The following is an 8,787-nucleotide window of genomic DNA, read 5'->3' as shown; positions in this document are numbered from 1 at the left end:
CGTCTCCACCCAGGCTACAAGTAACAACACGAAAAACGTCATCTCGAACGTAGTGAGAGATCTCCTGGTTTGGGGCGCGGTGCCTGCATTTGAAGATCTCTCACTAGGTTTGGGATGATGGTGCATAGCTGAACCCGGGTTACGACTGCTTTTTCACCTGGGCTACGAGGGATAACAATGATGTAGGCTGGGCTGTAAAGCCCAGCTTAGGTTAAAGATTATCGGTTAAGCGGGGCATTCTTCTTCGTTAACTTCTTTAACAGATGAATTAGATTGAGTCGGGCTTACTAATACAGCCAACAAATCATTAGTCAGTTCTCGTAATTCGCCTGTCAGTAACGTTAAAGCAGCATCTGCTTGTTGGTATTCCTCATCGAGCTGTCTGAGCTCATTAAAGTCATCAATTAGAAACTCAAGACTTTTCAATTTCTTAAAGGTGAAGTCATGAGTTAAGGTAAATTGAATTCGCTCTTTCCAAATGATTGAAATTTCAGCGGTAGCCATTCCTTGAGATAATAGAGTTAAAATTTCTTCCGCCGGTAATTCATATCCTTTGCACAGCACTCGTTTTTTTTCATCATCAAGAGAAAACAGGAGACATTCTGAGGCTAATTGAAAATCTGCAGGAAGTGTTTCCGGGGAATGTATCCATTCTGCAAAGCGTATGGCAAGATTTTCTGTATGAGTCAGCGGCTCTATAGTGATGCCTGCCACTGATTTTCTTAAAAGAGAGGTAAGCTGAGATGCTTGTGTATTACTGGATGTATTGATGATTAAACGCTTACTCATTGTATCCAGAATTGCAGGAAGTCTTTTTTGAACGCAAAAGGATTTAGGTAATAATTCAAACTCAAGATCTTCAGCAATTTGTGCTTTTTCAGCACGCTTTACCATACGCCCATGCTGCGTTTCAATCATTTGAATTTTTTCCGCAAGCATTTTATTAATTACGCCGCGAGGAAGTATGCGTTCTTCTTTCCCCATACAAATAAGAGAGCTTCCAGCAACTTCATGAACCATTTCATCGGCAAAAGCAGGAAGCCAGCCATAAATAAAGCGGGCATGAGGAGGGCAGGGCTTAAGAATTTCCTCAGCTAAAGAGGCATTTAAATCACTGGCTTCATCCAGTTCATATTGATATATAAGTGCATTATTAAACCACATATTTTGTCCTTTGAGTAAATTGAGAATGTTAACATGAAATGATTTTTGCTGCGAAGAGTATCCTTTGTGTTTAGCTGCTTCAATAAGGAATCTAGCTCCTATAGACGCGCGCTCAATACGCGATAAATAAGAGCAATTTTTCAGCGCCTGGATTACCTAATCACAAAATACAATAAGTACCGATGGCTATGGTTCTATTGTATGGCAATTTATAGAATTCAATATTCAAATTTGCGGAATAATTACGCATTAAAAAGGCAAATAATTTTTCCTGATAGTAGAAAGCAAGGGATCTCTTGGATTTTGACGCCATAACATTAGGTATTTCAACCATGTAGGTTGCATGGTCGATATTTAATTTAAAGGGGAGAAGATTTTTCTTACTGGCTCTTTCCAGTGCCCTGGGTATGGAAATATTTTCCATGAAACCATAATGAATGGTCAACTTACATACTTTTTCATCGAGACAGGATATTTCATAACGCTGGCTGAAATGAACATGAGGAATATTATCAACAATGTAATTTACAATTAAGACATTTTCTGGAACTGAGCGACTGAGCTTGAGAAAGTGGAGAAAACTGCCGCCACTGTTGTCATAAACATCCGTTATGAAAATAGCAGTAACCCCGGGGAGTTGATTCAGACTTTTGTATTGTAATTGTTTCAGGATTTTAGAAATATCCTCTTTATTTAAATAGAAATTTTTTCTTAGATACTCTAGCCCATATTTCCAAGTGTACATAATAAAGGCAATTAACAAAGCAAAAGTGGTAGGTACCCAACCTCCAGTCAGGAATTTGTGTAAGTTTGCCCCTAAAAATGCGAAGTCAATAGTGAGAAACATGCCAAAAATTAAGGCGACATTAAATTTTGACCAATGCCAGATGGAGATTGCAGCGTAAGCAACCATGGCATCCACCAGCAGCATATAAAAATTAACAGCTATTCCATATGCGTGCGCTAGATTATCTGATGTTTTGAAAAACAGAGAAAACAATAATGTGCCAGTAAAAAGGATAAAATTAATTTGAGGAACATAAATTTGCCCAGAATGTTCTCTGGATGTTTGGATTATGGGGATTCTTGGACATAAGCTAAGGAGAACCGCTTGTTTGGTTAACGAAAATGTGGCGGAAATTACTGCCTGGGAGGCAATTACCGTCGCAATAGTTGCAATAACAATTAAAGGCACATAAAACCAACTGGGAGCAATCATATAGAATGGATTGCTAATGGCCTCTGGATGCTGCAATAAATTAGCCCCTTGGCCAAAATAGTTTAATATCAGGCAAGGGAGAACTAAAGTAAACCAACTGGCTCTTATTGGATTTTTGCCAAAATGTCCAATGTCTGCAAAAAGGGCTTCACCTCCGGTCACAACCAGAAAAATTCCTCCTAATAACAAGTAGCCATTAATGCCAGCATTCACTAAGAAAGTAATGGCATAATAAGGATTTACTGCTTGAAGTACTATCGGATTAGCAATTACTTGAAGTAAACCGAGAATCGCTATTGTAACAAACCAAATTAATATTAAAGGACCAAAAAGATATCCTATACTTGCAGTTCCTTTAGACTGCAGCATAAACAGCAAGATAAATATAATGCATGCAGTTGGAAGAATGTAAGGGGTAAATGAACTCGATAGAGTGCTAAAACCTTCTACAGCACTGATTACCGAGATGGCAGGGGTCAGCATCCCGTCACCGAGCAAAAGTCCAGCTCCAAATATAGCGACAATATAAAATAAAGATTGATACTTGGTACTTTTAAGCTTCATTAAGGCCAGGAGGGCAAGAATTCCTCCTTCACCATCATTATCCGCTCTAAAAATTATCATTAAATATTTAAAAGAAATAATAATAATTAAACACCAAAAAATAAGTGATAATACTCCCAATACATTAGCTTGATTAATAAGAAGATTATCCAGGGCTACTTTTAAGGCATATAAAGGGCTGGTCCCAATATCACCATAGACAATGCCTAAGGCACCCAGTGTGAGTCCGTATGAGAATTTATTTTTTTCCATAGCGTTTACAGCCCTTTAATAATTACCAATAAGCGTTAAGTGCTAATACATAAGTTCGGAAATGTGAGGTGTTTCTTCCTGAAACAGGGAACCAGACACCGCCTATGATCCCTACATTTTCATTGAAATTATATTCTAATGCTGGTGCCAGGGTTTTTGAATAGTAATGACCACCACCAACATTTACCGGGGCTCCAATATTTCCGAAATCTAAAATGCCATTAAATACGGTTGAATTGCCTCTGGTAATAGTTCCTTCCATTACCGCAACCCAATTTTGAGTAAGAGTGAATTCAAACGCCAAATCGGCATCATTTTCACTTCCTCCCCTTATTCTGCCAATAGTATTAACAGTTCCTCCGTAACTGTTTAGCCCGTGGACTGTAACTGGAGCGGCATAGAGGTGGGATAGGATAAGGCGCGTACGTAAATAATGGGTTTTAAATACTTCTAGTAAATATTGCAGATCTAAACCCACCAGAGTTTGATAACTTCCTAGTCCTGTAGAATCTGTTCCCAGAAATGCCGGATTAAGGTTTTCAAATTTGCCTGTAGGAAAAGTTTCCTGGATTAGGATACGCACATCAGCACGCTTGGGTGACCCTTTTTGTTCTGCTAATTGAATTCCGAGTGCGGTTGTTATATCGGTCAATCTATTGTAATTGACTCCCAAAGTGGAGTTGAAAACATAAGGCACGGTAAGCTGGACATCTAACCAATCAGTGAAACCATGGGTAAGGATGGGATTGGTAACAAAACTTCTAAAAAGAGGAGTATGGATTATGTTCCCTGAATCATCATACCGGCCATCGGTGGATACGTGTAAACCATAGATCTCAAAGTTAGTGTGTCCTCTTGCTACAGTATGTCCTGCAGGGGCAAGTATGGGCCCAGTAAACCAGGGACCTGCAAATCCAAGCTTACTAAAAGAGCAGATAAAAAGAAAAATGCCTATTGTTTTTATAAATTGTTGCATGTTTGTGCTTACTCCCATTGCAGGTATATCATTTGATAGTGTAGATTAGCCGACTTTTGGTCTTTGGGAAATAGAAAATGAACGCTAAAGTTATTTTACATGCCGCGAAACAAAATACGGTTTTACGAGGACATCCCTGGATTTTTCCCAAAGCAATTGCACGTCATTTGGGGAAACTGGTTACCGGACATCTGGTTGATATTCTTACTGCTGAGGGTGAGCTTATAGGGGTAGGAGTATACAATGAACATTCATTATATAGGGTAAGAGTACTCGCGCTTGCAAGTGAATCAGTCGACAGCAACTATCATTCATTGATAGCACATCGATTAGAGCAGGCTAAAAAAGTAAGGGAGTGCCTTAATTTACCCAATCAACAAACCACCGCCTATCGATTATTTAATAGTGAAGCCGATGGTTTGTCCGGATTAACTATTGATCGCTTTAATCAATTTTGTGTGGTTTCCAGTTCTGCCTACTGGGTTGAATTAAATAAAGAAATAATCACCCAGGCTTTGCAAGAATTACTTCCTGACATTCAAATTATTTGGATTGCCCAAAGCAAACCATTAGGACAAGACGGCTGGAAAGAAATTGAAGCCCCCGAAGTACAGTATAGTGCTCAAGTTTTGGAAGAGGGGGTCAGTTATCAGGTTGAATTTGCTCACGCTCAAAAAACCGGCTTGTTTCTTGATCAAAGAGAAAATCACAGCCGCATCGCCCATTTGTCAAAGGGTAAGAACGTTTTGGATCTTTATACCTATACTGGCGGCTTTGCATTACATGCTGCCAAGGCAGGAGCTTTGCAGGTTACTGCTGTAGACAGTTCGGATCAGGCTATAGCTCAAGCCAGGAATAATGCTTCATTAAATGGTTTAACTAATATTGAATTTATAGAAGCCGATGCACGTGATTATTTGATAAAAGCAGGGGATTATGATGTTGTGATTCTTGATCCGCCTAAATTGGTTCCCTCACAAAAACATTTACAACGCGCTAAAAATTATTATCGTTTTTTACATCGTGAAGTATTTAAGTATATGAAACCTGGCTCACTATTAATGACCTGTAATTGTTCTTCTGCTCTGTCCTCATCAGAGTTTAGTGTCTTAGTTAGCGGACAAGCGGTGGCCGTAGGAAAACAAGCTCGTATTTTAGGTATTTATGGACCGGCCAGTTGTCATCCCACATTAGCTTCATTTCCTGAAGGTAACTACCTTACGGCAATTTTATTAGCGGTGGTATAACTCCCAAATATCACGATTAAATCGTGTTGATCGCAATTGTAGTCCGTATTAACGCAGCGTAATATGGGCTACATATAGATTACATTTTTCTCGCAACAAAATAATATTCCCAAATATCATTTTTACTTTATAAGTAAACTACACTTAATTAAAATTGAGATAAAAATTATATAGTTAATGAATAATGGGTAACTTCTCAATAAGCCAGGAAACACGTCATCTCGAAGGCAGTGAGAGATCTCATGAATCTGGCATTGTGACCAATTTTCTGAAGGGAAGTTGCAAAAGATGGAGTAAATCAATTGGAGTAATTATGGACTCACGGCATTCAGGACGAGGTGACTTTCATACTGTTTATAAAGGTCAATCAGTCGACGATTTAGTCATTCAATATATGGAAGAAAATAATGTACCTGGCATGGTATTATCCATAGTGCAAGCACCCCACATTACCCGTATTGTTGGGTATGGCATTGCCGATATCAAGACAAAACGTCTGGTTGCGACCCGCACTGTTTTTAATGTAGGGCAATTAACCAATGCATTTACTGCTGTAGCGATAATGCAATTGAAAGAGGAGGGGAAACTTTATTTAGATGATTTGATTAGCAGTTATCTTCCCAACTTACCGGCCAGCTGGCAATCCATCACTATAAAAGAACTATTAACCCACAGCTCGGGTATTCCCGATTATACGCAAAATACATCATTCAATTACGCCAATCATTATGAGCCTCATCAAATAATTAATTTGATTAGTAATACGTTGCTATTTCAGCCTGGTACCCAAATGCAAGTGAGTGCAACGAATCATTATTTGCTTGGATGGATTATAGAAAAATCCAGTGGCATGAGTTATCAAGACTATGTGACTAAAAATCAAATTGAGCGGATGGGATTAAAGAACACTTTTTTTATCGATAACATTCAATCGATACCCAACGAAGTCAATAATGGAACCAACCCTTTTAAACACAGTGAGTTTCTTCAAAACTTAGTATTCGTTGATCCAACCGAACCTGCAACAGGATATGAGCAAAGCGAAAATGGACTTGAAGCCGCCGCTTCAATGACGTGGACCTCTTCTTTTTCCAATAGTGGCATCGTTTCTTCAGCAGAAGATATCAGTATATGGGATATAGGGCTTGCTGGAACTATTTTAATTAAGGAGCCGGAAAACAGGAGTTTTCTCTATGGGGCTCCAACTTTGGACGGAAAGGTAATTCCAGGCAATGCGGGGTGGTTCTTTCCTGGTCATAAAGGATTAATGGAAATAAAAGGAGCTCTTCCGGGTTACTCTGCTTTTTTAAGTCGCTTTACTGATCCTAAAGAATTGCTTTGTGTCACTTTATTGGCTAACAAAGGCAATTTGCCTGATTTGGATATTTTAGCCCGTAAAATTGCTGCGGCTTTTGATATTAATTTGGGTGTACCTCAAAGAGAAGCCTTTTGGTCTGAGACGATTCAAAGTCCTTATTCAGTCAAGAATACAATAGAACGGGTAGCCAATATAATTCAAAAGCAGGGAGGAACTGTTTTTGCTCATATTGATCATGCCGCTGAAGCAAAAAAAACAAATCAGCACCTTCCGGATACCGAAGTGGTTATTATTGGTAATCCGGCAAAAGGAACGGCCTTGATGCAGGAAAATGCAGCTTTTGCTTTGGACTTACCTCTGCGCATTATGGCGACCCAGGACCGCGTAGGCCAAGTCTGGTTAAGTTTTACTGACCCTGTCAAGCTCGCTAAAGAATATCAATTGGAGGTGCAACAGGTTCCTGTACTAAAGAAAATTTTGACGGCATTGCAACTGGTTTGCGAAAAGGCAGTTTCGGCCCAGTCAACAATTTGATTTTATAGGAAAAAGTACAAAGCAAAGAAAACGAATTGGTTAAATATTGATTATATTGCTCTTTATTAGTATAATGCGCAAACTAAAAGTTTTTGTTTTATTACGTCGGTGTCTCGTGATAAAAACCAAACATAAAACAGAGAGAAATATTTTGAATATCAAGCCTATCCTTCTATTTTTGTCCTTATTTATTGTTTCTACCTGTTTGTTTGCTGCAGAACCGAGCTTAAGAGAAAAAATTGGACAAATGTTAATTATTGGTTTCCAAGGGAAAGCGATTAATGAACATTCTGCTATAGCGACTTCAATCGAGGAAGATAATATTGGCGGCGTCATCTTGTTTGATTTTAATCAACAATCCCAGACTTTTGATAAAAATATAGAAAGTCCTGAACAAGTAAAACAATTAAATCAACAATTACAACGTGTGACTCAAAACGCTAATAAAGTGCATCACCGCCCTAATTTACCCTTACTTATTTCTGTTGACTATGAAGGGGGAAGAGTCAACAGGTTACATCAACGATATGGTTTTCCTAAAATTTCCTCTCCGCAGCAAATAGGCAAGAGGTCTTTGGATGAGGCGGATAATTCGGCTAACGTTATGGCTAAAACCTTACAGCTAACGGGATTTAATGTGGATTTTTTTCCAAATTTGGATGTTGATGTAAATCCTGAAAATCCAATTATAGGTCAATTAGAACGAAGTTTTTCATCCGATCCTGATCATGTAACAAAATATGCTCAATTATATTCACGTCAATTTTTAAAGAATCAAATACAATGCTCCTATAAACATTTTCCTGGTCATGGAAGCTCTATTGCGGATTCCCATTTAGGATTTGTTGATATTACAGATACCTGGACTGAGCAAGAATTAATCCCATTTTTACAGTCATTATCCCAACCTAATCATTGTAATATGATTATGGTCGCCCATGTGGTTAACAAAAAATTGGATGTCACCGGAGTCCCGGCTTCTTTGTCTCAAAGCATCATTACCGGTTTGTTACGTCATGATTTGCAATTTGATGGGGTAGTTATTACTGATGACATGCAGATGAAGGCCATCGCTAATTATTACGGTCTGCCAACTGCTTTGACGATGTCAATTAATGCAGGTGTGGATATGCTGATTTTTGGAAATCAGTTGGTCGATAAGTTTCAGGATCCGAAGGAGCTTATTGATATTATCGAACAAAAAGTACGTTCTGGGGAAATTCCTGAACAGAGAATTAACGATGCCTATCTTCATATTATTCGAATGAAACAATCTCTTGGTAACTGAGCTTCTGACTAGGGGCCGTTGACCATTGATCTTGCTTTAAGTGGCAGTTAATTAGGGGGCAATGAGAAATTTTCATCAAACTCTAGTTAATTAATACTTTCTTACTTAAGGTTTTGTAGATACTGTCTTTAAAAGCAAGTTAAATTAAAAGATTGCAATTAATCTACATTTGATATTCTTAGCGACGTTGGTGCATCAATCTTCTATACGCCGATGTCCTGCGGC

General features: G+C 38.5%; 6 protein-coding genes. 3 read left to right on the top strand and 3 right to left on the bottom strand.

The window, feature by feature from the left end; genetic code table 11:
* Positions 1 to 225: 225 nt before the first annotated feature.
* The 3 genes from LOX96_RS17275 to LOX96_RS17265 all read right to left on the bottom strand — a co-directional run bounded on the left by LOX96_RS17275 (position 226) and on the right by LOX96_RS17265 (position 4,175).
* A complete protein-coding gene (locus LOX96_RS17275) occupies positions 226 to 1,164 on the bottom strand; it encodes a recombination-associated protein RdgC (protein ID WP_250424726.1) in 939 nt (312 codons plus the stop codon).
* Between the two features lie 160 nt (positions 1,165 to 1,324).
* The gene (locus tag LOX96_RS17270; protein WP_250424729.1) at positions 1,325 to 3,199 is read right to left on the bottom strand and encodes a potassium transporter Kup; all 1,875 of its coding nucleotides are present in this window, start codon (positions 3,197 to 3,199) and stop codon (positions 1,325 to 1,327) included.
* 22 nt (positions 3,200 to 3,221) lie between these two features.
* Complete coding sequence (locus LOX96_RS17265; RefSeq protein ID WP_250424731.1) at positions 3,222 to 4,175, bottom strand: hypothetical protein; 954 nt, start codon at positions 4,173 to 4,175, stop codon at positions 3,222 to 3,224.
* A 77-nt stretch (positions 4,176 to 4,252) separates the two neighbouring features.
* Here LOX96_RS17265 and LOX96_RS17260 point away from each other — a divergent pair, with 77 nt between their 5' ends.
* From LOX96_RS17260 to LOX96_RS17250, 3 genes are all read left to right on the top strand, one after another.
* Positions 4,253 to 5,422 carry a class I SAM-dependent rRNA methyltransferase gene (locus LOX96_RS17260; protein ID WP_250424733.1) on the top strand — a complete coding sequence of 390 codons (1,170 nt, stop codon included), beginning with the start codon at positions 4,253 to 4,255 and terminating at the stop codon, positions 5,420 to 5,422.
* Positions 5,423 to 5,735: 313 nt separating this feature from the next.
* Complete coding sequence (locus LOX96_RS17255) at positions 5,736 to 7,274, top strand: serine hydrolase (RefSeq protein ID WP_250424735.1); 1,539 nt, start codon at positions 5,736 to 5,738, stop codon at positions 7,272 to 7,274.
* A gap of 115 nt (positions 7,275 to 7,389) precedes the next feature.
* Positions 7,390 to 8,562: a glycoside hydrolase family 3 protein gene (locus LOX96_RS17250; protein WP_250424737.1), complete on the top strand. Its 1,173-nt coding sequence runs from the start codon at positions 7,390 to 7,392 to the stop codon at positions 8,560 to 8,562.
* Positions 8,563 to 8,787: the final 225 nt, after the last annotated feature.

Origin of the sequence: Legionella maioricensis, from assembly GCF_023618015.1 — a bacterium.
GTDB classification, from domain to species: domain Bacteria; phylum Pseudomonadota; class Gammaproteobacteria; order Legionellales; family Legionellaceae; genus Legionella; species Legionella maioricensis.
The sequence above is the reverse complement of the archived record's forward strand: the minus strand, read 5'-3'. Positions and strand labels throughout refer to the sequence as shown.

Coding starts and splice junctions, on each gene's coding strand:
- LOX96_RS17270 (WP_250424729.1), bottom strand. CDS start 3,199: ATGGAAAAAAATAAATTCTCATACGGACTCACACTGGGTGCCTTAGGC.
- LOX96_RS17275 (WP_250424726.1), bottom strand. CDS start 1,164: ATGTGGTTTAATAATGCACTTATATATCAATATGAACTGGATGAAGCC.
- LOX96_RS17265 (WP_250424731.1), bottom strand. CDS start 4,175: ATGCAACAATTTATAAAAACAATAGGCATTTTTCTTTTTATCTGCTCT.
- LOX96_RS17260 (WP_250424733.1), top strand. CDS start 4,253: ATGAACGCTAAAGTTATTTTACATGCCGCGAAACAAAATACGGTTTTA.
- LOX96_RS17255 (WP_250424735.1), top strand. CDS start 5,736: ATGGACTCACGGCATTCAGGACGAGGTGACTTTCATACTGTTTATAAA.